We start from the raw sequence: 22,693 nt of genomic DNA, 5'->3' as shown, positions 1-22,693 counted from the left end.
TCCCGCGGCTACCAGTTATCCAGTCCCACGGCCCTTCTGAGGATCACGATCACATCGCCGCCGTCCACCTTCCCGTCCGGACTCGGCTTCCCCCCCGCCAGCGGCGCCACGTCGCACGCCGCCCGCTGGTAGGCGGTCGGCACCTGCAGACCGACGGCAATGCGCAGGGCCAAAAGGGCATCGGCCACGGTGGGGACTCCGCCGCTGCCGTCCAGGTCGCCGTAGAGCGGCTGTGTCGTGAAGCTCCAGGTCAAGGGCGCCAGCGCGTTGCCGGCGAGGTCGCGGATCCCGCCGGTGAGGCGGGCGGTGTAGGCCCCGTAGTAGGAAAGCGACCCGCTCGGGATGAATTGGGCCGTGTTGCTGGCCGCAAGGTAGGCGACGGTGCCGTCGACGCTCTGTCCGGCGGGATCCTGCAGGGTAAAGGTCGTGCCGTTCACGGTGGCGGGATCGAGCGCCTCGCTGAAGGCGACGCTCAGCGCTCCTTTCACCCCGGCCCCGCGGCTTCCGTTCCCCGGCGAAAGGGACAGGACCGTCGGGGCGTTGAGGTCCGGGGCGGGCATCGTGGTAAAGCTCCAGGAGCGGGCCGCGCTTAGGGACTGGCCATCGATTCCCGTAATGCCGGCGGCGAGGGTCGCGGTGAACTGCGTCCCGTAGGGGAGCGGCGTTGCCGGGGCGAAGGTAGCGGTGCGGCTGGTCGCGTCGTAGCTCACGGTGCCGGCGACCCCGCCGACGGTAAAGGTGGCGGCGTTTATCGTGGCCGGATCGAGGTCACTGGAGAAGGTTGCCGTGAGGAAGGTGCCCGGCACCACCGCGGTGGCCCCGTCGGCGGGAAAGGTGGCAACCACGGCCGGCGGCGCTGGCGGAGGGGTGTCGCTTGCCGTCGTGGTGGTGAAACTCCACACCCGCCCCGTCGCCATGGCATTGCCGAAGAGATCCTTCACCCCGGAAGCTAAGGTCACGGTGTAGGCGGTGCCGGTCATAAGGGGAGTTGACGGGGTGAAGGTGGCGCTCCGGCTGGTCGCGTCGTAGCTCACCGTGCCGGGGACCTTCACCTGGTTCGCCACCGTGAGGCTCGCGGCGGTCACCGTGGCCGGATCGACCGGCTCGCTGAAGGTGATGGTGATCGCCGTTGCCAGCGGTACGCCGGTGGCGCCGTCCGCCGGGGCCGTCGACAGCAGGGCCGGCGGAATGTTGTCCCCCGGCACCGGGATCCAGCCGCTCTGGTTGGTTCCGAGGACGAAGGGGGGACGGACCGCGGTGTCGTACTCCCGGTTGTAGGCCATCAGCCAGCCGTTGTTGGAGGTCCAGTCGCCGCCGTCCAGGTAGAAGCGTCCCCACATCGGGGCGGCCATGGTCTTCAGCACCACCTGGTACGAGGTGCCGCCCGCGTTGTATCCGGTGACGAGCCCGGGCTGGGAGGGACCGTTGGTCATCCCGTAGGTCCGGCTGGGCAGAGCCAGTTGCAGCCCGTTCAGCACCGTATTCACGTGGACCGGGAGCGCGCTCGCTCCAGAGCCGAGCCAGGCTTCGTAGCCGTACGGCTCGGCCCCGGTCAGCGGGTCGAGCGCCGGGACGTGGGTGTTGCTGGCGGCGACGGCGACGTTTCGGTTGATCCGGTAGTCGATGTTCACGTCCTGGGTGAACTGGGGCGAGGTCGGGGTGAGCGTGGCGAGGACCCCCGCGCCGGGCACCGTGCCGCCGTAGGCAAACGACGGCGCCAGGTCCCCGATGCCGGGGGCGGTCTCGATGCTGATGAAGGCGGGGCCCCGGTTGCTTCCCGACGGAGTGAAGGAATAGCTGTAGGTCCAGCCGGCCGCGGCGTCGCCGTCGAGGCTCCAGGTGAAGGCGTTGCCGTTGAAGGCGTTGATGGCGATCAGGTCGCTGTTGAGCGTCCCCATGAAGGAGAGACTCCCCGACATGAGGGCGCCGTAGGCGTTGCCGGCCGCCAGGGCCAGTGCGGCCACCAGGGCCACGAGAAATTTCCTCACCACCGCTCCTCCGGAAAAACATGCAGTGCTGCCGGCTCTCCCCGGTGCCGACCGGCAAATCGCTCCGAACCGATCATTTCAGCCCCACCAGCATGCCGTAGCCGGACGCATCGGTTCGGGTCATCACGAAGAGATCGCGGTTGTAGGAGAGCGAACCGTGTTCGTTGTAATACCTGGTGCCGGTGTCTTCCAGGCGCCAGGTCGAGGGGACGGCGACCGTGCTCCCGTAGGAAGCAAAATCGTAGTAGCGGCGCAGCGGGGTGCCGTCGGTGCCGTAGTAATGGGGACGCCCGTCCTGCGCCGGCGTCGTGAAGTTGGCGAAATCGGTATAGCTTTTCTGGTCCGGGTTGGGATCCGGGTAGAGCGCCAGGGTGAAGGTATCGCTAAGCTGGCTCGATCCGCCGCTGTCGGCGTAACTGGTGAAGTTCGCCGCACCGGAGCTGCCGACCGAGAAGGTGCCGTAGGCCCACGAGGCGGTGCCGGCGCCGACGGCGGGGGTCGTTGCGGCAAGCCGGGCGAACTTGTAGCTGCCGGCCAGGTCGTTCACCCCCGGCTGGGGGAGCGCCTGGTCGGTGGGGATAAAGCAGAGCTGCATGATCCGGAGGAAGTAGCGCGGGTTGTTGCCGAGGGCGTCGGTGGTGGTCCCGACCCCGATCACCACGGTCCGGTCCGCGGTCATTCGCCCGGTGAAGACGACCTCGTGCGGGGACCGGGGGACCAGCGTGTTGAAGCTCGGAATCGTCACCGGGTCCACGATGTCGGTGAAGTTCCAGTACTCGCTTACCAGGCCGTCCGGGTCGATCCCGACGCTGGTCACCTTCCACAGGTAGTCGTAGTTGACGGTCTTGGAAGCCGGGGTGGAAAAATCCCAGTAGATGACGTCCTTGTATTGGTCCAGCCAGATGTTGCCGTGCTGGCCGACCTTGGCGTTGCAGTACTCCCACTCGTTTGAAGCACCGCTGTAGAGCTGGTGGTAGACGAAACGGGTGGGGCCGTTTCCCTGCAGGTAGGGATTGGAGGGGTTCTGCCCCGATCCGGTCCCGCTGATGTCGTCGATGGTGTAGTCGGGGTCGGTAGCGGCCTTTTTCTTCTGGAAGATGGTGATGGCCCGGGACTGCAACGTGGGGGACCAGGTTGCCGTCATCAGGTTTTTCCGCGCCCCCATGGCGCCGTGGAAATCCACCCAGGCACCGGAACCCGACTGGGCCAGGGCACCGGTGCCGTCCACCGTGAGCGCGAACCCCGGCGGCGCCTGGGTCGAGCCGGAACTGTCCGAGAATGCCGAGACGACCGCGGTGTGGTCCGCATCTACGGTGAGCGTCCCCTGCTCCCATTTCGCCTCCGGCCCGGTCACCAGCGTGTGGAAGTACCACACCCCGGTCAGGTCGGCATCGGCAATGGGGCCGGGCGCGACGGAGACCTGGACCGAATCGACGCTTTCCCCGTCCCGGTTCAAAGCGGTGACCATGAAGTGGTAGACCGTGTGGTTGTCCAGGGAGCCGATCACCAGGGAGCTCATCGGGGTGTTGATCCGGTAGCCGTTTCCCCGGGTGACCTGCTGCGCCCCGATTTCGGAGACGAAATAGACGTTGTAGGAGGTCGCCGTGGGGTTTCCGGTCCAGCTCAGGGTGACCAGCCGGTCGCCGGATTCGGCCTTCAACCCGGAGACTTGGGCCGGAATGCCGGGATCGTAGCGCCAGGCGTCCCCTTGGGCCGCGTTGCACCCGGAGAGCGCGAGCAGGGCCAGCAGCAGCGCGGCGGCCAGTTTCAGCGTGAGAGTCAAATCGGGACCTCGAACGGCGCCAGGAAGAACCTTCACTGGTCGAGCCGGTAGGAAAGGGACATCTGCAGTTCGGCCTTGACCGGTGGCCTGGGAAAAGGGGCGGCTTCCTGGATGGTCCGGACCAGGTTCAAGTCGAGGAGCTGATGCCCGGTCTTGCGGAGCAGCCGGATCTCGCGCACCGACCCGTCTTCCTGCACCACGAAAGAGACCTGGGCCCGACCGGTCCACCCTTCGCGCCGGGCCCTCTCCGGGTAGATCAGCTGCGCCTGGATGATCTTCAGGATGTAGGCGAACTGTTCGCTGCGGTATTTCTGGCGCTGTTGTTCCGCGCTCGTCGCCGCGCCGGCATCCCCCGCCTCCCGTGCCGCCCCCCCGGCGGTTCCCGGCTCCGCTCCGGCTCCCGAACCGGCCTTCGGGCCAAGGATTCTCCCTCCCGCCAGGCGAGGCCCCGGCGCCGGATGCGGGCCGGCAGCGGGCCGGGCCGAAACCGCCGGCGCCGACACGGTCGCACCCGGTCCCGCCGCAGCCGGCAACGCCACCGGGTGCCTGGTGACTGCTATGGCATTGGGGATCGGCTCGACCACCGGAGACGGCTGGGAGGACACGGCCTTCGGCGCGCTCCGGGGGGGGTGGGGCTCGGCATGCCGGGACGCCTCCGCTCCCTGCGGCAGGGCCGCCTGAGTAGCCGGCCGCGGAGTTACCGCCCGATGGCTTCCTGCCGCGGCCGGAACCGCGCGCCCTCCCCCGCCGTCATTTCCGGCAAGGGTGCCGGGAGCCTGGACGGTTCCCAGCGCCGGAATGAGCGAAAGATCCACCACGACCGGGCGCTCCTTCCCCTTCCCCCCGATCCCTGCCCACCAGAGGCAGACGGCGCCGTGCAGCAGCAGCGACACCGCGAAGGCGCGCGATAACGACTCCATGGTCCGCATCACTCCCCCTGCCGTTTCCGTCCCATGCCCCCGACGCTACAGCGTCGCCGTTACGATGACCGCGGCGCCGCTCGTCCCCCCGGAGGAGGTCGTGACCGCCTGGGCACCGGATTCCACCAGCGAACTGCCGAAGGAAGGGGTCACCCCCGGGGCGACGGCGCAGGAAAGGGTCAGGAAGTTGCCGCCCGGAAAGCCGTTGGCGTTGGAGAGCACCAGGTGCACCTTTGCGGGAAGGTCTCCCGAGGCCGGGGTGTACTTGGCGACGGTAAAGGAGCCGGCCGCGGCAGAGAGCAGGCTCAGGACCGCCGGGGCCACCGCGCCGTCCGCGCCGGCCACGACGGTAACACCCGGCGGCAGGTCGAATACCAGGTCCACCCCGTAGATCGTCCCGGCGGGAACCCCGAAGGTGACCACCGCGGTCCGGGCCCCGACGTTCACCAGGGCAGCCGGCAGGGTATCCGCAGTCACGCCGGTCTTGTTGTTGCCGTTGGCCGCGAAATCCTCCAGGGCCTGCACCAGCTGCGGTGCGGTCTGGGTCAGGGCGTTGTTCTGATCCAGATCGTTCTTCATGCTGTCGATCACCGCATAGACCGCGTCGACGCTGCCGCTGTTGGCCATCTGGGAGATCCCGGCCAAGGCCAGGGTGTACTGCTTCTGCTGCGCGGTGGCGCCGCTGAGCGCCCCCGCCTCGGCATCCACCGGCTTGGTGGCGATGATGTCCAGGTTGAACTGGGTACTGACCGTGGCGTTGGCGGCCTGGATCGCATCCTTGGTGAGAGCGCTCCCCGCCTTCTCCACGGCAAGCTCGGTGAGCGGGGTCACCGCGACGGTCACGGTGCCGGCGGCATTTTCGACTGCCGCGCGCATCGGCTTGTCGGGGGAGATGGTCACCGGCTGCCCGGTCGCCTCGTCGGTATAGGTTCCGCTCACCTCCACCAGGACCGGACCGGCATAGCCCAGGTCGGCCGAGTAATCGCCGTTGGGGCCGGTGGAGGTGGTGGCCAGGAGATTTCCCTTGGTCCCGTCCGCCTTCAGCGCAAAGATCTTTACGTTGTCGGTGCCGTTTTTGACCAACCCCTTGGAAGCGACACCGCTCACCTTGGTGTGGCCCGAATCGCTGCCGCCGCAGCCGGAGAGGGAAAAGAGCAGCGCCGTCGACGCCATCATGAGCCAGAGCAGGCTTCTCGTTTTCATAAAGCTTCACCGCCTTTTGTTTATTTGTTTGGTGGGGCCCGCCGGGGACCGTCCCCCGGCGGGCTCCGAAGTTACCAACTCTCCAGGCCAACGGCCTTGCGCAGGATCACCACCACATCCCCGATGTCGACTTTGCCGTCCGAGGCGGGCTTGCCGTCGACCAGCGGGCTCACGTCGGCGCGACGGAGTTCCTGAGCCGTCGGGGTATAGAGCCCCGCCACGGTGCGCAGCGCCATGAGGGCATCCGAAACGGTGACCCCGCTGCCGCCGGCCATGTCGCCGATGGGGAGCACCTTGAGGGGGACGGTGGCACCGGCCGTGGTGTAGTTCGTCGCGTCGGCCGGGATGAAGGTGACCGTCAGGTTCTGGCTCCCCGGCTCGAGGAGTTGTCCGGCCGCCGGACTGTAGACATAGGAGCCGGCAACCGTGGTGGCTGCGTTGAGCTGGCTCCCTCCCAGGGGAATGTTGCTGTCGAGCTCCGCGGGGGTGGTCCAGGCGAGAATCGGCGTCGCCTTGTTGATGACCAGCGTGGTGGTGGCATTTCCTTGGTAGTTGGGGTCGGTAACCGTAGCCGCGACCGCGTAGCTTCCGGCGTTGGCCGGGGCCGTGCCGGCGTTGTTGTAGGTCACCGCGACGCTCAGGCCCGGAGGGGTCGTGGTGACCGTGGCGCTCTTGGCCGTGCCGTCGTAGGTAGAGCTTGCCGCGGTGACGACCACGGTGGCCGGGGCTGGGGTGACCGCAAGGGAGCCGTCCACGAAGGCGAAGCTGTAGTTGGCGGCGGCCAGCGATCCCAAGGCAGCGGTGATCGGATAGCTCCCGACCGGGCTTGCCTGGGCGGCACCGGTGGCAAGCACCGGCGCCCCGGTGAGCACGGCCGCCGTCTCGTTGTTGACGAAGCCGGTGAAGCTCGCGGTGAGGCCCGGATTTCCCGTGTTGTAGACCCGGCTTTGGTTATCCGCCTGCACCGTCAGGACCGCCTTGTTGATGGTGAGGCTATTCCCGGTAAAGGCGATCTGGTAGTTGCCCCCGGCGCTGAGAGACCCCTGCCCGATGGCGTAGCTCCCGGCGTTCTCGCCCGGATCGCGGGCCACCCCCCCGGTAAGGGCATCGCCGTCGTAGAGCGTGCCGCCGGTGATCCGGTAGGTAACGGTCGGGTCGGCGCTGCCGTAGCTCTTCGCTGCGGCATCCACGGTCACCCCGAGTGCCGCCGGAGCGATGGTGAGGGTCCCGGTGGCGCTCCCCCAGAAGGTGTCCTCGTTGACCGTCGCCAGGACGGTGTAGGTCCCCGCAGCCGTCGGTGCGGTTGCCGAGCCGTTGTAGGTAACCGTGACGGGATGGCCGTCCGGGCTGGTGGTCGCGGTGATCGTCTTGGCAGTGCGGTCGTAACTGACGCTGAGGCCGGCCGGAAGGGTGACCTGGACCGGCTGCCGGGTCACCGTCACCGTGGCGGTGGCGGCCGCCGAAACGGTGCCGAGGCTGTCTTTGACCCAGGCGTAGGCGGTCATCGGGCCGTCTCCTCCTTGACCGGAGAAGGTGAAGCCGGCGGGGACGGTGGCGCTCCACCCGGGGTCGCTTGCGGACGGGACGTTCGGGCTCTCGGTCACCAGGTATCCTCCGATCCCGGCAAAAGCGGTGGCGGTGATCGTCGTGACGGCAACCGAGCGCGAGGCCGCACTGGCCGGCAGGCTGAAGGCGGTGACTACCGGCGCCGGAGGCTGTACCAGGAGCACCTGCTGGTTGCTGGCCGCAGAGACGTTGCCGGCGGTGTCCTTGACCCAGGCGTAGGCGGTACGGTTGCCGTAATCCTGGAAGGTGAAGCTTACCGGGACGGTGGCGCTCCACCCGGCATCGGTTGCGGCGGGAGGGGTCGCGCTTTCGGTCACCAGGTAACCGGCGATGGGATAGGTCCCCGCCGCCGCGGTCAGGGCCACGATCGGCGCGCTCTTGGATGGAGTCCCCGCCGCCGCGCGGGTCGGGGTAAGCAAGAGCGCATGGTTGTAGCCGGGAAGGAAGGTCGAGTCGCTGTCGGTCCCGTACCCGACGATCTGCCCGTTGTCGTTGATCCCCGCTGCGGAGGCGATGGTGAAGCCGGAGGCGGGATCGATCAGCTGGTTCAGGTCGAACATCTGGCCGTTGAGGTAGATGAACCCCTTGCCGTTGGTGCTGCTGCTTGTGCTGACGAACGTGTAGGACTCGCCGACGACCATCCCGGCGCTATTGATCCCGCGCGCCTTGCTGGTGTCGGTGCCGACCAGGACGCCCAGGTCGGTCATGGTGGAGCCGTTGTAGAGGAAGGCGTGGCTCGCCCCGGCGGCGGTGGTGGAATATCCCGCCACCATGCCGGCATCGTTGACCGCGTAACCGTTGCTGGTCGTCCCGCCCAGGGTCCCCAGGGTCGCGAAGGCATCGGTGGCGGCGTCGTACAGGAAGGCGCGCGCAGGGGTCCCGGTAGTGCCGGCGACTTTGCCGGAGAGACTGATGGCGTCGGCGCGCGAGGTGCCGCTGCCGGCCCCAGGGATGTACTTCACGCTCCCGACGCCGCTCCAGATGAAGGCGGTGCCGATGGTGAACTCGCCGGTCCCCGGGTTGGTGGTGGTGGAGAAGCCGACGACCCGGCCGGCATCGTTGATGGCCTGGGCGTAGCCGGACACGGCGCCGGTGGGGAGGTCCAAGAGGATGGTCGTGCCGTCGGTGAGGGAATAGCGAAACGGCTTGTTGACCGCCGAGCCGGCCCGGGTGACTCCGACCACCTGCCCGTTGCCGTTGGCTCCGAACGCCTGGGACTTGCCGGTGGTGTAGGTGGGATACGGGTAGTTGGGGTAACCCAGGTCCAGGGCGGTGCCGTTGTTCCAGTAGATCGAGTCGTTGCGGTTGGAGCCGGTGCCGATCTTGGTGTAGCCGATCCCGGCGATGAGGCCGGAGCTGCCGATGCCGTTGGCCAGGGAGTAGGATTTCAGGCCGTTGACCCCGGTCTGGTTGGTCGCGGTGAGGACCGGATAGGGCGCGTTGGCGGCGAGGCTGGTCTTCAGGGTCTTGCCGAGGTCGGTGACGGTCCAGGCGCCGTTGCTCCCGCCGCCGCCAAAGGCGAGCCCGCGCATGGAGAAGGCGGTGACGCTCGGGGGGATGACCACGGTGACGTTGGCGCTGGTGGCGGCGGATACGTAGCCCGCGCCGTCCTTGACCCAGGCGTAGGCGGTGCGGGCACCGTCACCGGAAAAGGTGAAGCTTGCCGGCGCGGTGGCGCTCCACCCGGCGTTGCTGACCGCGGGGGGGGTGGCGCTCTCGGTCACCAGGTAGCCGGTGATGCCGGCCCGGCTGAAGCCGGTGAACCGGTTGATGGCAACGGTACGCGAGGCGGCGGAGGCCGGCATGGAGAACCAGCCGATCACCGGAAGGGTGTTGCGGATCACGTTGACCTGGCTGCAGGCCCCGGGGGAGACGTTACCGGCCCCGTCCTTCACGAAGGCGCAGAGGGTCTTGACGCCGTACCCGCTGAAGGCATAGCTGCCCGGGGCGCTGGCGCTCCACCCCGCGGCATTGGCTCCCGGGGTGACGTTCCCCTCCTGGAGCAGGTAACCGGTTGCCCCGGCAGAACCGGTGAAGGCGGTTACCGGCACGGTGATAGTCGAGCCGAATACCGGGGAGAGGCGGAAATGACGGGCCTCCATGCTCCCGGCGACCGCCATGCTCCCCACGATGTCGCCGTTGTCGTTGATGCCGTCGGCGTGCCAAAGGGTGTAGCCGGTGGCGGGATCGATCAGGGTGTTGAGGTCGATCGCGCTCCCCTGGTTCCAAAGAACCGCGTGGTCGGTGGCCGAACTCTGGCCGGACAGGCTCCTCCAGCCGACGATCTGGCCCAGGTTGTTGATCGCGGCCGGGTGGCTGCTCTGGCTGCCGTCGAGGAGCGGCAGCGCGGTCGGCACGCCGTTGATCCAGGCGGTCCCGCCCAACTGGTTGTTGTAGTCGCCGACGACCACCCCGGCGTTGTTGATGGCGTAGGCGACGGAGCCGCAGGCGGGGCCGGGGGTGCAGCTGCCGGAAAGGTCGATCAGCGCCCCCTTGCTCCAGAGGACGGCGCGGTTGTTCCCCCAATCCTGGCCCGCCACGCGCCCCACCACCTTGTAGCCGACCGCGTCGCCGCCGTCGTTGATGCCGAGCGCCTCCCCGTAAGCGGGGGAGCCGTCCCGGTCGGGAAGCGCGCTCGCCACCGGCTCGTTGGTGCCGGTGAAGCTCCAAAGGGTGGCCCTGGTTTCCGGCATGTCGGTCGCGGCCAGGGAGGAGCCCGCGATCTGGCCGTTGTTGTTGATGGCGTGGGCGGCGGCCATCGGGTAGTTCCCGAACGGGGTCAGCTTGGTCAGGGTCCCCGCACGGTAGAGGTAGGCGTACGAGGTGTCGTACCCGGGGGTGAACCCGACCACCTGCCCGGCCTCGTTGATCGCCGTGGCGTTCACCATGTCGAGGTCGGTGCGCCCCCTCCAGTCCCAAAGAAATGCGGTGTAGTCGGCCCCGACGATCTGGCCGGAGCTGTTGATCCCGTAGGTCTGCGTGCTGTTGACGTTGTAGGTGCTCCCCCCGACGTCGGCCAGGGACCAGCCGGTGACCGGCTGGTCACCGCCGAAGAGCTGGGACGGGACGGTAAAGGTGGTCACCCTCGGGCCGGTGCCTGCGGTCGGGGCGAGTTGGAAATCGACCGTCTTGAACGCGTCGTAGGCCACGGCGGAATTGGCCCCGCGGACCTGGACGGTGACCGTGTAGCTCCCCGCGGGGATGGTGCCCGGCAGCGTCCAGCTGGCGACCGACGAGTAGCCCTGCACCTGGGTAGCCACCCCGCCCTGGTTCAGCAGGAAGCGGTATTCGAAGACCGTCGAAAGCGAGGTGCCGTTGGCTTGGGCGGTGAAGGTGACCGGCGTGCCGACCGGTTGCGGCGAGCTCTTGTCGGGGGTCAGGGTAACGCTGGTCGCCTGGGCCCCGGCGACCCGTACCGTCATCGAAGCCGAGGCGTCTCCGTCCGATGCCGAGCCGCGCCCCCGGACGTCCACCTTTACCGTATAGCCCCCAAGCTGGGGATTGAGGTAGTTCCAGAAGTGGTTGATGGACCAGGGCTGGACCTCGGTCCAGGTGCCGGTCGCGTTGTCGTACATCTTGAACCGGTATTCGTAGGCATCGGAGCCGCTGCCGGCCGCCGCAAACTGGTGAATGCCGCCGCCGTTCTGGTATTCGACGGCAAGCTCCTGCCCGGGCTGCCAGCCGGTTTCGTTGATGAAGGCGACCCCGGTGGCGGGAGCCGCGCAGAGCACGTAATTGACGCTGTTGGTCGCCTCGCTGTCCGCAACCGATCCGGCGCCGCGCACGTCCACTTTGACCACGTAGCTGCCGCGGGGGGCGTCGGGCGGCAGGGTCCAGGTGGCCGTCGGCGCGTACTGCTGAACCACCTTCCATGCGCCGAATCGATACAGCGAAAACCGGTATTCGTAGGCGGTAGAGCCTGCCCCCTGGGCGGTGAAGGTGACCGGCGTCCCGACCGGATGCGGCGCGGCGGCGCTGGCGCCGATGGTAACGCCGGTAGCGGGGACGGCCGGGGCGGTATCGTTTACCCGGTAGGAGAGCGCCGCGGTGGCGTCACGGGCGACCGAGGCCCCGGCGGTGCGGGCATCGACGGTGACGGTGTAGCTCCCGGCAGCGGTCGCCGGCAAAGACCAGGTAGACGCCGCCTGGTAGCTTCCGGTCTGGGTGGTGGTTCCGTCGGAGAAGGTGAAGCGGTACTCGTAGTTTCCGCCGCCGCTAAGCTGCGCGGTGAAGGTCACCGGGGTCCCCGAAAGATGCGGACTGGGCTGGTCGGGAGTCAGGGTGAGCGCGGGGGGCGTGACCGTCACCGCCGCCACCGCATCGGCCGAGATGACCCCCATGGCATCCTTGGCCCAGGCATGGGCGGTGCGGGCTCCCGGGCCGGAAAAGGTGTACGCGGCGGGAGCGCTGCTGCTCCACCCCGGATCGCCCGCGGCCGGGACGTCGGCGCTCTCGGTGATGAGGTAGCTGACCGGACCGTCGGGATCGGCGGCCTGGAAGGTGACCGGCACGGTCAGGGAAGCCGATGCGGCAGGGAGGGTGAACGCGGTGACCCGGACCGTCGGGGTGAGGAGGAAACCATGGGGGGTGCCGTTGTAGGTGCCGATGCCGGCGATCTGCCCCTTCTCGTTTACCTTGTGGGCTTCATTGAGCACCCATCCCGAGTTCGCCGGCAGCGTCCCGTTCAAGTCGACCATGCCGGTGTCGTCGGCATAGAGGAAGGCCCGGCTGACCCCGTCCCCTCCGACGCGGTAACCGACCACCCGTCCGCCGTCACTCACGTCGGTGGCGGCGCTCCCCTTGCCGGCGCCGTTGTCGATATTTTTCAGCTGCCAGCCGGAATAGACGAAGGCGCGCTCGACCGGAATCGCGCTGCCGTCATCGGCGTAGCCGACGACCTTGCCGCTGTTGTTGATCTTGGCGGCCTGGCTGTTGGGGCCGCCGAAGGTCCCCAGGTCCACCAGCCAGCCGTTGTTGTAGAAAAAGGCATGGTCTCCCCCGGTGTAGCCGGGGACGCTGCCGAGCACCTCCGAGCTGCCGATTACCTGCCCGGTGTTGTTGATGCCGCTGGCGTCGCTGCGGTTTCCCCCCAGGTTGCCGAGGTCGGTCACCGATCCGTCGGTCTCGAAACGGACCGCCCGGTGGAGATCGTTGTACTGCTGGAAGCCGACCCGGGAGGATCCGGCCGCCTGCCCGGCATCGTTGAGCGCCGAGGCGTCGCTTAACGAGCCGTAGCCGCCGGCACCGGGAAGCGCGCCCAAGTTCTGCAGTTTCCCCCCCTGGTAGCGGAAGGCGTAGTACCCCAGGGTATCCTGGGTGGTCCCCAGTTGCCGCTGCGCCTTCCCCGCCACCGCGCCGCTGCGGTTGATGGCGTAAGCGTAGCTGTTCACGCCGCCGTCGAAGGTGCCGGGCTCGGTGTCGGTGCCGTCCTTCCAGGTGAAGGCACCCACCGCACCGAAGACCCCGCCGAACCGGGCCCATCCCGCCGTGGTCCCGTCGTCGCTCATGCCGTAGGTGAACGAGGTCAGCGCGGGGAAGACGTTCTGCCTCCCCTTGGTCTTGCTGTAGGAAAAGCTCTGGTAGAACTGGTTTCCGGGGTCGGCAAAGTAGTAGCCGGTCGCCTGTCCGGCGTCGTTGAGCCCGCTGATCGCAGTTGCGTCACCGATGTCCTCTACCGTGTAGCCGGCTCCCAAAGATGCGCCGGCGTAGCCTAAAAGAAGGGACACCACCGCCAACCCGAGTAAGAACATCCGACCGAAAACGGAACCCATACCAACCTCCTGTTTCAATAGAAAACTGCCTAACGTTATATTTTCAGTTACATATCGACATGCGCGGCAAGACCCAGGACGTACCAGCCCCTACCGCGGCCTACACCGCTCACCTGCCCCGTTGCGCATCGATGGTCGCCATTCCAGCCAGCCCATCAGCCACTATCATGGCACCAGCGCCATGATAGTGGCCACCCAGGACAAACCAATCCCTCCGCGGGGCGCTCTACAGCGGCGCTTCACGGTCAATTGCGGACATCATGCCCCCCAGCAGGACGGCTCGGTTCCCGGTTCGGCAGGGAACCGTCCCGCGGGGGCTCTTATTCGTTGGCGGCCCGGACCGTTACCGGGTTGCTGTCGCCGGTGACGCTCCCGTCGTAACCGGGGAGTTCCCGGAGCAGGTGTCGGAACGACTTCGACCGGACCACGTCGAACAGCGCCTGAACCCGGGGGTCGTCGGCGTGCGACTCGGGAATGCAGAGATCGTACGCTTCCTCGCGCACCGAGATGAAGTCGAGCCCCGCCTCTTCCGACACCAGGCGAAGCGAGATCCCGGCCTCCGCCCATCCGGAGCGCACCGCCTCGGCTACCCCGCGATGGTCTTTCGCGGTCAGGGCCGGAGGGGGAGCGCCCTTGAGCACTTCATCCAGGACCTGGCGTGCTCCCGACCCCGGTTCCCGCCCGACCCAGCGCACCCCGGAAGCGGTGAGGTTGGCGATGGTCTTCAATCCCAGCCCGGGTGCGAGCATCACCCCCGACTGCCAGTTGGCCACCCGGAGCAGGGTCGCGGGAGCGTTCAGGATTTCCCGGACCACCGCGGCATTGGCGTCCGGCGCCTTGCTTTCCGCCAGGTGCAGCCCGGCAATGTGTACCACCCCTTCCCTCAGCAGCTGCAATCCCTGCCGGCTGGAACGGGAAAGGACCAGCATCCGAAACGGCGTCATCCGGGCGTATTCCGCGGCGAGCAGTCCGATCGCCGGGTCGCAGCAGGCGACGACCAAGGTCCGGAACGGGTCCGACGAAGTACTAGCAAAGGTCTTGCCATCTTCAAACACCCCGTCGTGGGGCACCATCCCCAGAGGCGATGGCTCGACCGGAATCAGCAGATGCTTTCCCCCCACGACGACCTGCCAGTAGCGCCACGGGCTTTTCGCTGGGGGCCACGCCCACCGGATCAGGGGAGCGTTCAACTGGAATAACTCCTCGACTTTGCAGCCAAATACCCGGGAGAGCATGAGCGCCGCCACCGTGGAGGGGACCAGTTTCCCCATTTCGATGGCGCTGATGCCGGTACGGGACAGGCCGGTCCGGTCGGCAAGTTCCTGCTGGGACCACCCCCGCCCCTCGCGGAATTCTTTTACCCGGTTGCGGATCTGGGTCGCCTCTTCTGCCATGATACTGTCTCCGTTGTTATCATGATGTCTAAATAAATGGCATGATAGCACAAGAGATGGGCATGGATGGGGATAATTTGCTGGCCGTCCCCCTCCAGCCGGCTAGTAGTTCTGGAAAATCTCCCGGTCGGCAGCGATCCACGATGCTCCCGCCACCCCGTCGGTTTCCGAAACCAGTACCACGATGTCGTGGTCCAGAAGGACCGGTTTGACCCACTTGCCCACCAGAACCCGCTCCGCGTCGGCCAGGACGTCCCCCTGGACGGTCCGTACCTGTCCGATGCCACAGCCGCAGATCTCCCGAACCGTGGCGATCCCGTGTACCGAGCGGATTGGGAGTTTCCCCTTCAACCTGCCGTCGTTACCGGTCAGCCTCAGTGCGGCGCCGGCCAGGGCGCCGATCACCCCCTGTCCGGTTCCACCATGCTCGGAGAGATGGATCCCCTGCGCCGCGGCGGTCTTATAGGCCTCTTCCTTGCCGAGCACCACTTTCTTGGCCCGGTAGCCGTACTCGATGAGGGCCGCCGGTTGCGGCAACCTTTCCGGCACCAGCACGCACAGGCCCGGGTCGGCGACCGGCGCGCTTTGAGCGAGCAGGACCGAGACACAGTAATCGGTGACCGCCTCCAAAAGGTGATCGGAGATCTGCGCGGGAAAGCACATGGCGCTGTTGTGGGACGTAAAGGGGACCTCGGGGTGGATCAGCAGTTGATGCCGGGACACCGCCCCGCAGGTTCCCCACCCGGCCGCCGTGATCCCTGCGGCGATCGACTCGGCCAGTTCTCCGGTTCCCGGGGTATCAAGATCATCCGTATCATCAATGCAAATGAGTAGGTTCATGATGCGCGACTATTCCTCCTGAGTGGGGTTTCCCGGCGTGAGGCGGCCCCCTTCCCTGGGGCGGGACCGTACCCTACCGCACCTTCCGGGGGCGTGCCGCCGGGACTTACTTTTGATGCAGGATCTTCCGGACCTCCCCGGAGTCCAGGTTCACCTTGAAGAAGAGCTGGTAGAACTCCCGGGTATCGGCCGAGAGATCGGCCCGATACGAGCGCGGGTAGAGAACGCTGGCCAGCCATTTGGCCCCCAGGAGCCGCAAAAAGGTCGGGGGGCGGTCCATCCATTCAAACGGGGCATCCGGAATCAGATATACCCGCCGGTTGCGCACCGCGCGGATGCCGGACCAGCGGGGGTCCCGGTAGACCCGCTCGAAGAAGGTCTCGTCCTGGGCGATGATCACCTCGGGATCGTAGGCGAGCACCTGCTCCAGGGAGATCTTCTCCTTGAAGCGCCCGCCGCCAGATGCGCCCCGATGTACGTTGCGCCCCCCGGCGAGTTGTACCGCCTCGCCGTGCACCGATCCCGCGCTAACGGTGGTGAGGCCGTCGGCCTCCTCGGCGAAGTAGACCGGCACCCGCTGGCGGGCCGGAATCCGGGCCGAGAATCGCTCCAGTTTCTTCACCTCCTTGCGGAAGTAGTTGGCCAGCATCCGGGCCCGCTCCGGCCGGCCCAAAATGGCCCCGAGGTACTCGTAGGCAGCCGGGTAGTCGGACATCCGGTCCAAGGTGAGAAAGAGGTAGGGAATCCCCGATGAGGCGAGGGTCTTTTCCGCCCTCGGGTTCAGCCCCTTGGGGGCCGGCCCCCAGGCGAGCACCAGGTCCGGCCGGGCGGCCAGCAGCACCTCGGGGTTGAAGTTTCTGCCCTGTCCCCCGAACCCGCCGATCACCGGAAGCTTCATCGTCTCCGGGCGCAGGAACCTGCGCTGCGCTTCATCCGGAGGCAGATTAAGCCCCACCAGCAGCGAGGGGTCGATGGAATACACCAGAAAGGTGACCGGTGCCGAGGCACCGAGAACCTTCGACACCTTGCCCGGCAGCGTCACCGTCCGCCCCTGCTGATCGTGCACCGGCACCGCCTCGGCCCGGGTCAGACCAAACACCGCCAGAAGTACCAGGGCCATGGCCAGCCGTTTCATGCGTTTCCTCCCGTATGCAGAAATTCCGCGAGATCCACCACCTGGATCCGTTTTTTCGCATTCCCCTCGCCGGCGGCCCGCTCCAGCGTCGTGCGGCAGTAGGGACAGCCGGTGACCACGACTTCCGCACCCGCCTTCCCCGCCTCCTTCAGGCGGACCCGGGCGGTCGCCAGCGCCGTTTCCTCACCGACGGTGCCGCCTCCCGAGCCGCAACAGAGACTCTTCATCCGGGTGTGCTTCATCTCCACAGGGAGCCGCCCGGTTGCGGCTTCGATCAGTTTTCGGGGCGCGGCGAACTCCCCGTGGTACCGCCCCAGAAAGCAGGGGTCGTGGTACGTTACCGGGGGTGCCGTCTGGTGGGGAAAGACAACCTCCCCCCAAGCCGCGAGCTCGGCCAAAAGCTGCGTGTGGTGCAGCACCGTCACATCGGTTCCCAGCGAACCGTACTCGTTTCTAAGGGTGTTGAAGCAGTGCGGGCAGCGGGTGACCACCAGCTCCACCCCCTGCTCCCGAAGATAACGGTGGTTCTCGCGCGCCTGCTCCTGGAAAAGCGCCTCGTCACCGAGCCGCCGCGCGGCTCCGCCACAACAGTGCGGCGGCTGGAGCATCCGAAGCACCACTCCGGCCCGTTCCATGATTTTGAGCAGCGCGGAGAAGCCGGCATCCTCTCCCTGCGCATCGGAACAGCCGGGCCAGTAATAGATACCCCGGGTGCCCGATGGGATGCCCCGCCCCGCTTCCGCCGGCAGGGTGCGCGCGCCCCGCAGCTTTTGGAGACGCTCGGCCACCGGCTCCGGAATCCGGCCGGAGGTTATCGCCCCACGCCGGAGTTGGACGATTCCCGCGGCGTGCTCCCCACGCATAGGACAGCGCTCCTCGCAGGCGCGGCAGCCGGTGCAACTCCACAACGAGGCGGCGTCGATAACCGCCCCGGGTTGAGCCGAGCCACGGTTTCGGCCGTGGGTCAACCGCTTGAGGTTATCCATCATCGTTATGGGGGCGGTCCGGTTCTCGGTGAGGTACATCGAACAGAGCTTCTTGCACCGACCGCACCGGACGCAGGCATCGGCCTCGACGAGTCGTTTACGAGCCAGGTCGGCGAGGGTACCGGTCGTCTCTCTCCCCGCGGCAGCTTCCGGGAGAGCGGCCCGATCGGCCCACGGGACGGAGAGAAAGTGGCTGAGGGGGACCGCCAGCAGGTGCAGGTACTTGGACCAGGGCAAAAGCGCAAGACCGGTGAACGCCGCTCCGGCATGGGCATACCAGAGGAGGTGATGCAGGGAGACGGCATTCCCGGAGCCGGCGGCCTTCCCCAAAAGCCAGGCAACCGAGCCCCCCACCGGGGACCACCCGCTCCAAGGACCGCCGGTGGCCAGGATCCGGGCCCCCTTCACCCAAAAACCGCTGGCAATCACCAGGGCCAGGCCAAGGAGCGCGGCGGCGTCCTGAGGCCGGCTTTCCAGGCGGTCCGGCCGCACGAGGTAGCGCTTGTATGCGGCCAGCGCAATGCCGATCAGCACGGCGATCCCGGCCAGCTCCAGGACCAGGGTGAACAGCAGGTAGCCCCAGCCGTGGAGAAGCCTTACCCCCAAGTGAGCCTCCACCCCGACGATGGCGCTTCCGATCGAAAGGAACAGCAGCCCGTAAAAAATGGCGAGATGCAGGGGGAGATAGACGTCGCCGCGCATCATCTCCCTTTGGACCACCACCGCCCGGAAGGCCGCGGCAAAGCCGCCGCGGGGCTTTCGTCCCGGCGTCCGCCGCGTCTCGCGGTACCCGATCGTCCACCCGCCGATGCTCCGGCAGACGCCGGCCAGCAGCACCGTCACCGCCCCCAGCGAAGCGCCCAGCAGGAAGAGGCGGCTCCCGGCATTCCACAGTATCTGACGCGAAGCTTCCATCGGTCCCCTCGTTCAATCCGATAGCAATCAAGGGCGGCCGGGGGAGTCGTGCCCCTCCGGTGCCGAATGATTCAGCTGCCGTTTCACCTGCCGTCGGCTTGGTCACCGGCTGGCGGCAGAAACGATCCAGCCCGCCCCCTTTCACATAACGGGCCAAACCTCCGCAAGCCCGTTGCCAGCCACCCCTCTGCTTCGTCCGGAGGAATCGGCTGGGCATGCTCCTTGAACCCTGGACGGAGGTGGGCCTTGGGGACCGGCTAACCCTCCTCCAGCCGGAAGAGTTCTCCGACTTCACAGCCCAGTGCCGCGGCAATGAGGAGCGCGGCCACCGTTGACGGCACCGTGGCGCCGCCTTCAATGGCGCAGACTTCGGCGAATGTGAGCCCCGCTTCCCGGGCCAAGTCCCGCTGGGACCAACCGCGCCCCACCCGGAAATCGGTTATCCGATTGTGAAAAAATGTGCTATCGTCCGCCACGATCATGTCTGCACCGCCATTATCTTGTCAAAATTTTAGGCACCCTAGCACAAAGATGCGGCAAAAGGAACCCGGCCGTTGCCGTACCCGCGTAGGTCACGCCGCCTCGGAGCTTATCCGGACGGCATTCCGGGTCCGGTGGGCCCGCGTGGCAAGCCGGGCACACCGCACGAGCAAACTTCATGACCATCGTCTGCGAGACGAAGAGGAGGGGGTATCAAAGCTGCCACCATCGGTTTATTTCTGGTAACGCTCACCGTTGCGGCTCTTGCCTCCCTGTGCCTGGGGAAATACCCTCTGTCGCTCCATGAAGTGACCGGGTATCTCCTCTACCAGGCCGGGGCAGGAACCATGGCGCCGGATCGGCTCCCGATCCTGCGCAACATCATCCTGGAAATCCGGCTGCCGCGCATCGCAACGGCGATCCTGGTTGGGAGCGCCCTCTCCGCTTCCGGGGCGACCTACCAGGCGCTGTTCGTCAATCCCTTGGTGTCCCCCGGCCTTCTGGGGGTTCTGGCCGGGGCATCCTTCGGATCGGCGCTGGGCCTGGTCCTCTTCAAGGGATGGTTCGCGATCCAGGTCGCCACCTTCCTCGGCGGGGTTACCGCGGTCGCCCTGGCGCTTTTTCTCGCCGGCGCCCAGCGCAACGCCAACGTGACCATGCTTCTTTTGGGGGGCATCGTCAGCGGCGCGCTCTTTACTTCCCTCGTCTCGGTGATCAAATACCTGGCCGATCCGTACAACCAGTTGCCGGCCATCACCTACTGGCTGATGGGGAACCTCGCCATGGCAGACCGGACTACCGCGTTCGCAACCGGGATCCCGATCGGCGCCGGGGTACTGGTCCTGATGTTGCTGTCCCGCCCGTTGAACGTTCTGAGCATGGGGGATGACGAGGCGCGCTCCCTGGGGATCGACGTGCAACGGGTGCGGATGACGGCGATCGTCTGCGCCACCCTGGTCAGCGCCCTCACCGTGGTGCTCGCGGGCATCATCGGCTGGGTCGGGATGATCATCCCGCACATCGCCCGCATGATCGTCGGCCCCGACAACGAGACCCTCATTCCGGTGGCGGCGCTTTTGGGGGCGACCTATCTCCTGATGGTGGACAACATCTCGCGCCTGCTCTTCTCCTTCGAACTCCCGATCGGGATCGCGACCGCCGTCGTCGGTATCCCGTTCTTCATGGCGGTGCTCAAACGCACCCGGAAAGGATGGTACTGATGTCCCTGCTGGCACTGGACACGGTTTCGTTTTCCTTCGGCGCTCGTACCGTCCTGGATGGTATCTCCCTCTCCGTCGGGCAGGGCGAGGTCGCGGCGTTGCTCGGCCCCAACGGAAGCGGCAAGACCACCCTGCTCCGGTTGATGCTCGGCCTGCTCTCCCCCGACGCCGGGACCGTCACCCTGGGGGGGACCGACCTCAGGCGGCTCCACCGGCCGGAATTGGCCCGGCAGATGGCGTACGTGCCGCAGGCGCACCGGGAAACCTTCGCCTACCGGGTGCGCGACATCGTGCTGATGGGGCGGCAACCGCACCGTCCCTTTCTGGGTCCGGCGGGTGCCGAGGATCGGAGGATCGTCGCAGAAGCGCTGGAGCGGCTCGGCATCAGCCACCTGGCCGAGCGGAGCTATACGGAAATCAGCGGCGGCGAGCGTCAGCTGGCGCTGATCGCCCGAGCCATGGCGCAGCAGGCCCGCATCGTGGTGATGGACGAGCCGACCAACGGACTGGATTACGGAAACCAGGTGCGGCTGCTGGAAAGGATCAAAGCGTTGGCCCGGGAGGGGAATACCTTCATCTTCTCCACGCACCATCCCGATCACGCGCTCGCGGTGGCGAGCCGGGTGGTGACGATGCGGCACGGGGGGATCGTCAGCGACGGTCCCCCCGGCACCTTGGACGAAGCGACCTTGGGGATCATCTATCAGGTAAAAGTTCACCTGGTACCGGTCGTCGAGGGGGTGAGAGTCTGTGTCCCGGCCCTGCACATGGAGCAGTAGCATTACCTACCCGCTCCGAGCGGCGCGGCCGCACGAGCTCCTCCATTTGCCACCGGCGTTTTAGCGGCTACTTCAGGACGAAGCCGTATTTCTTGAGGACCGCCTTCGCCTCCTTCCCCTGCAGGTACTGGAAAAAGGCGGCGGCCTCCTTGTTACGGGCTCCGGTAGCGGTCAGCGCCATCGGGTACACCACCTCGGGGTAAAGGTTTTGCGGCACGGTGAAAAGGATCTTCGCCTGACGGGCCTGCAGCGCGTCGGTCCGGTACACGAAGGCGCCGTCCACCTCGCCCCGCTCGGCGTACATCAGGCAATCCCGGACGTCTCGCGCCAGCACGAGCTTTTTCTCCAGCTGTTTCTCCAGGCCGGACCTCTTGATGGCCAGGGTGGCATATTCGCCCGCCGGGACGCTCTTGGGGCTCCCGATGGCGATCTTCTGCAGCCGGGTCAGATCGTGCATCCCGGTCACCCTCTGCGCGGGACTGCCGGCAAAGACCAGGGAGTTGTAGGTAAAGACCCCGATACTGGCCGTGTCGGCCAGGCTCTTGTTCTTGAGGTAATCCATCCACTCCTGGTTCGCCGAGATGAAGAGGTCCGCGGGTGCGCCGTTTTCGATCTGCTTGGCGAGCGCGCCGGAGGCGCCGTAGTTCTTCAGGAACTTCACCCCGGGAGTCTTGCGGGCGAAGGTGTCGGAGAGTTCGTTGATGACCTCCTTGAGGCTTGCGGCAACGGAAAGATGGACCTCTCCCGCCGACGCCGGCACCGCGGAAATTGCCAGCAGGATCAGCATGAGGGGGAGCCGGACGAACAGTTTTTTCATGGGCACGATTCTCCTTGTAGTTGGGATGGTTATGGCGTTTCGGATGGTGTCATGGACGCCGCGATGTCGGCAGGCTTTCCGAAGTAGACCGAGGAGAGGACGATCAGGTCCACGCCGGCCGCAGCGTACGACCCGATGTTCCCCTCGTTCACCCCGCCGGCGGCAGAGATCTTGATGGCGGGATTGATCGCCCTGATCTGGGGGACCAGCCCGGCCAGCTCCGCAGGGGAAAGTTTGTCGAGCTGCACGATATCGGCTCCGGAGCCGGCGATGGCCAGCGCTTCGGCCATCGATTCGGCCTCGACGATGATCCGCTGCTCGGGGGCCTGCCGGCGCAAGGTGTCGACGGATTCCAGAAAAACGGCAAGCCCCCCCACAAAGGCGGTGTGCTGTTTGAAGACCAGGATCGATTCGGACAGGCCGAGACGGTGCGGCAGCGCCCTGCCGGCGACGATCGCCTTGATCGAGACCTTCTTCGCACCGGGGAAGGATTTCCGGGTGGTCACGACGCAGATCGAAGGGTTGGCGGCCCGTGCGTTGTCCACGAGCCTGCGGGTGCGCGTGGCGATGCCCGAGGCATACTCCAGGAGGTTCAGGGCGACTTTCCACCCATGATGCAGGGCCCGGGCGCTGCCGTGCGCCACGAGGAATTCCCGGCCGGGGGGAAGGCGGGTGCCGCTCGGGGTGCAGCGGACCACGCTGGCCCCGCATTTTTCGAGGAGCCGCGCCGCTTCTTCGCAGCAGCAGAGGGTGGTTTCTTCGCGGGTGGTAAAGGTGAGACTCCCGGGCCGGTCCCCGATTCCCAGCAGCGTGGTGGTTAGGTCCCCGTAGGGGACGTCTTCTTCGAGAAAACGTTCGATATCGCTATCCGGCAGGCAATGCAGCATGGCTACCCC

At 66.9% G+C, this 22,693-nt stretch carries 14 protein-coding genes; 2 read left to right on the top strand and 12 right to left on the bottom strand.

Annotated elements, in window-relative coordinates; translation table 11 throughout:
• Positions 1-8: 8 nt before the first annotated feature.
• From JFN93_RS25925 to JFN93_RS10130, 10 genes are all read right to left on the bottom strand, one after another.
• Positions 9-1,988: an Ig-like domain-containing protein gene (locus JFN93_RS25925; RefSeq protein ID WP_199383960.1), complete on the bottom strand. Its 1,980-nt coding sequence runs from the start codon at positions 1,986-1,988 to the stop codon at positions 9-11.
• 73 nt (positions 1,989-2,061) lie between these two features.
• Complete coding sequence (locus tag JFN93_RS10170) at positions 2,062-3,771, bottom strand: fibronectin type III domain-containing protein (protein ID WP_199383959.1); 1,710 nt, start codon at positions 3,769-3,771, stop codon at positions 2,062-2,064.
• 32 nt (positions 3,772-3,803) lie between these two features.
• Complete coding sequence (locus JFN93_RS10165; protein ID WP_199383958.1) at positions 3,804-4,691, bottom strand: energy transducer TonB; 888 nt, start codon at positions 4,689-4,691, stop codon at positions 3,804-3,806.
• 45 nt (positions 4,692-4,736) lie between these two features.
• A complete protein-coding gene (locus JFN93_RS10160; protein ID WP_199383957.1) occupies positions 4,737-5,894 on the bottom strand; it encodes a hypothetical protein in 1,158 nt (385 codons plus the stop codon).
• A gap of 71 nt (positions 5,895-5,965) precedes the next feature.
• Positions 5,966-13,231 (bottom strand): MBG domain-containing protein, encoded by a 7,266-nt coding sequence (locus JFN93_RS10155; protein WP_199383956.1) that lies wholly within the window; start codon positions 13,229-13,231, stop codon positions 5,966-5,968.
• A gap of 320 nt (positions 13,232-13,551) precedes the next feature.
• Positions 13,552-14,625, bottom strand: coding sequence for a substrate-binding domain-containing protein (locus JFN93_RS10150; RefSeq protein ID WP_199383955.1), 1,074 nt, complete (start codon positions 14,623-14,625; stop codon positions 13,552-13,554).
• A gap of 102 nt (positions 14,626-14,727) precedes the next feature.
• Complete coding sequence (locus tag JFN93_RS10145) at positions 14,728-15,465, bottom strand: hypothetical protein (protein ID WP_199383954.1); 738 nt, start codon at positions 15,463-15,465, stop codon at positions 14,728-14,730.
• Between the two features lie 106 nt (positions 15,466-15,571).
• Positions 15,572-16,600 (bottom strand): ABC transporter substrate-binding protein, encoded by a 1,029-nt coding sequence (locus JFN93_RS10140; protein WP_199383953.1) that lies wholly within the window; start codon positions 16,598-16,600, stop codon positions 15,572-15,574.
• The gene (locus JFN93_RS10135) at positions 16,597-18,501 is read right to left on the bottom strand and encodes a heterodisulfide reductase-related iron-sulfur binding cluster (protein ID WP_199383952.1); all 1,905 of its coding nucleotides are present in this window, start codon (positions 18,499-18,501) and stop codon (positions 16,597-16,599) included. Before JFN93_RS10135 ends, JFN93_RS10140 begins: the two co-directional genes overlap by 4 nt.
• A 257-nt stretch (positions 18,502-18,758) precedes the next feature.
• On the bottom strand, positions 18,759-18,983 hold the full coding sequence (locus tag JFN93_RS10130; protein WP_199383951.1) for a helix-turn-helix transcriptional regulator: 225 nt from the start codon (positions 18,981-18,983) through the stop codon (positions 18,759-18,761).
• A 210-nt stretch (positions 18,984-19,193) separates the two neighbouring features.
• Between JFN93_RS10130 and JFN93_RS10125 the strand changes: the two genes are divergently transcribed.
• A complete protein-coding gene (locus JFN93_RS10125) occupies positions 19,194-20,201 on the top strand; it encodes a FecCD family ABC transporter permease (RefSeq protein WP_199384030.1) in 1,008 nt (335 codons plus the stop codon).
• Complete coding sequence (locus tag JFN93_RS10120; protein WP_199383950.1) at positions 20,201-20,980, top strand: ABC transporter ATP-binding protein; 780 nt, start codon at positions 20,201-20,203, stop codon at positions 20,978-20,980. The genes JFN93_RS10125 and JFN93_RS10120 overlap by 1 nt, the downstream gene beginning before the upstream one ends.
• A gap of 67 nt (positions 20,981-21,047) precedes the next feature.
• Here the strand turns inward: JFN93_RS10120 and modA are convergent, their stop codons facing one another.
• Positions 21,048-21,797 carry a molybdate ABC transporter substrate-binding protein gene (gene modA, locus JFN93_RS10115; protein WP_199383949.1) on the bottom strand — a complete coding sequence of 250 codons (750 nt, stop codon included), beginning with the start codon at positions 21,795-21,797 and terminating at the stop codon, positions 21,048-21,050.
• A gap of 29 nt (positions 21,798-21,826) precedes the next feature.
• Entirely contained in the window at positions 21,827-22,684 is an 858-nt protein-coding gene (gene modD / locus JFN93_RS10110; protein ID WP_199383948.1) for a ModD protein, read from the bottom strand.
• Positions 22,685-22,693: the final 9 nt, after the last annotated feature.

Source organism: Geomesophilobacter sediminis, from assembly GCF_016458275.1.
Classification (GTDB): Bacteria; Desulfobacterota; Desulfuromonadia; order Geobacterales; family Geobacteraceae; genus Geomesophilobacter; species Geomesophilobacter sediminis.
This window is presented reverse-complemented; position numbering and strand designations above follow the sequence as displayed.

What these genes read in the sequence shown, in the direction of transcription:
- JFN93_RS10145 (WP_199383954.1), bottom strand. Translation starts at nt 15,465, where the DNA reads ATGAACCTACTCATTTGCATTGATGATACGGATGATCTTGATACCCCG.
- JFN93_RS10120 (WP_199383950.1), top strand. Translation starts at nt 20,201, where the DNA reads ATGTCCCTGCTGGCACTGGACACGGTTTCGTTTTCCTTCGGCGCTCGT.
- JFN93_RS10165 (WP_199383958.1), bottom strand. Translation starts at nt 4,691, where the DNA reads ATGGAGTCGTTATCGCGCGCCTTCGCGGTGTCGCTGCTGCTGCACGGC.
- modD (WP_199383948.1), bottom strand. Translation starts at nt 22,684, where the DNA reads ATGCTGCATTGCCTGCCGGATAGCGATATCGAACGTTTTCTCGAAGAA.
- JFN93_RS10160 (WP_199383957.1), bottom strand. Translation starts at nt 5,894, where the DNA reads ATGAAAACGAGAAGCCTGCTCTGGCTCATGATGGCGTCGACGGCGCTG.
- JFN93_RS10140 (WP_199383953.1), bottom strand. Translation starts at nt 16,600, where the DNA reads ATGAAACGGCTGGCCATGGCCCTGGTACTTCTGGCGGTGTTTGGTCTG.
- JFN93_RS10150 (WP_199383955.1), bottom strand. Translation starts at nt 14,625, where the DNA reads ATGGCAGAAGAGGCGACCCAGATCCGCAACCGGGTAAAAGAATTCCGC.
- JFN93_RS10155 (WP_199383956.1), bottom strand. Translation starts at nt 13,231, where the DNA reads ATGGGTTCCGTTTTCGGTCGGATGTTCTTACTCGGGTTGGCGGTGGTG.
- JFN93_RS10135 (WP_199383952.1), bottom strand. Translation starts at nt 18,501, where the DNA reads ATGGAAGCTTCGCGTCAGATACTGTGGAATGCCGGGAGCCGCCTCTTC.
- modA (WP_199383949.1), bottom strand. Translation starts at nt 21,797, where the DNA reads ATGAAAAAACTGTTCGTCCGGCTCCCCCTCATGCTGATCCTGCTGGCA.
- JFN93_RS10130 (WP_199383951.1), bottom strand. Translation starts at nt 18,983, where the DNA reads ATGATCGTGGCGGACGATAGCACATTTTTTCACAATCGGATAACCGAT.